Source organism: Gemmatimonadaceae bacterium (assembly GCA_036003045.1).
Classification (GTDB): domain Bacteria; phylum Gemmatimonadota; class Gemmatimonadetes; order Gemmatimonadales; family Gemmatimonadaceae; genus JAQBQB01.
Genome location: DASYSS010000072.1, coordinates 1 through 1,639, shown reverse-complemented (window position 1 = coordinate 1,639; position 1,639 = coordinate 1). Strand labels below are relative to the sequence as shown.

Below are 1,639 nucleotides of genomic sequence, written 5' to 3'. Positions count from 1 at the left end.
GAAGTTGCCGCCGTGGTTCCAGTATTGATTCGCGGCGACGTAGTCGTATTGATCGCGGTTGGCTTTGGCGAGAAAACGGATGCGCTGCGGGTCGCTGTTCTGCGGCGTCGGCGCCGGCGGAACGATCCCGGCGTACATCGTGTCGAGTCCGATCTGCGTGACCTCGTCCAGGTTGACGAAGGGCGTCGGATCGGTGGGGCTCTGACCGTTGCAGGGGGGGACGGTCTGCAGGTAGTTGTAGACCGGTGCGGCGTCGAAGCCGTAGTCGGCCCCGTTCGCGGTGTAGCCCGGCGGCTGCTGCCCGTTGCCGGGGAAGATCTCGATTTTCGAGCGATAGGTCTCCCACACCAGCGGGCCGGTGTAGGTGGGATCGCCGAACGGACGGCTCGCGTCGGCGACGCCGCGCGTGTTGACCTGCCCGTTCTGCGGCACGGCGGGCCAGTTGAGCGCGAAGAACTCCTGCCACGCGAATGCCGCCGCGCCGGCGAGCGTCGCCCCCGGCGCTCCTCCCGGAATGTCGGGCGGCAGGGTTGGGGAAAGAGCCGTCGCGCGCACCGAACCCAGCGCGCGCGCCGGCGGCTTGACGGCGTTCGCCGTCTCCTTTTGTTGGCAGCCGGCAGCGAAGAAGACGAGAGCAATCGCAGTCGGACCTAACACGTTAGGACGCATTTCCATCGTCTCCTTGTTGGGGGAACCCGTCGACAGTATGGTCCAGTCCGCACGGGTTTCCTAGTGGAGAGATGGAAAGTCGACGGAGGACTCTAATGGAGCGTCGCCCCATCGACGACGCACGTCCCCCACGAGCCCGTTGACGGCTCGGTCGCGACTACGGCGATGCGCGCGTTCCGGCGATGGCGGATTCCGAGCGTGCAGGTGTATCCGGCCGGGGCGGCGAGATCGACGTGCTCCATCCGGCGCGTGGTCGTGAACGGCGGCTCGTTGGGAGTGATGACGGCGACCGTGAACGTGAGCGAGCCTTGCTCGTCCGGCGCGACGAGGTCGCCGAGCGGTTTCAGATCGACGTGCGCTTGTACCTCGCTCGTGCTGACTCCCTTGACGACCGGGCCGAGGGTGATCGAACAGGTGAGCGGGAGAGTGCCGGACGCTGTGGCGTCATCCGATGTCGCCGTCTCCGTTGCGAGGGACGACGCGAGAGACTCGGCGACGGCGCCGGCGGTGAGGTTGCCCGCCCATTTCGAAGCACGAATCGTGACGCCTGGGCGACGCGAAGTGACCTCGATCTGACGGAGTGTGTCGTCCGCCGGACGTTCAGTTTGATAAGTGATCACGATGCGATCGCTCAGCTCGCGAAGCTCCCGCGCGGCATTCTGCGCGTCCGTCGCAACGTCGCCCCCGGTTGCGTCGGCGAGCCGAACGAGAGGCGCAAGCGGGAATCGATTCACCGGCGGAACGTGAACGACGTGCACCGGCGCTGTCTCGTTTGACGGAGCAACTCTGCTCTGGAACTTCGACGGAGCCGGAGCGTGGGGTGGCTCCGCCATGGCGAGAGAGATCACGGTCCAATGCTCGCCCGCGAGCGCACGCGCGATCGCTTCGTGATGGGATGAGGCGCCGAGGGCGCGCAGCTCTTGACGACGCGCAACGCGCGTCTCATGGCGATCGAAACGGTAGAACGACG

2 protein-coding genes are annotated in these 1,639 nt (G+C 66.4%); both read right to left on the bottom strand.

Annotated features, from left to right (window positions below; translation table 11 throughout):
* Positions 1–675: hypothetical protein (locus tag VGQ44_17500; GenBank protein HEV8448632.1), on the bottom strand; the 675-nt coding region annotated here is incomplete at its 3' end.
* Positions 676–761: 86 nt separating this feature from the next.
* On the bottom strand, positions 762–1,639 hold an 878-nt coding region (locus VGQ44_17495), incomplete at its 5' end, for a hypothetical protein (GenBank protein ID HEV8448631.1).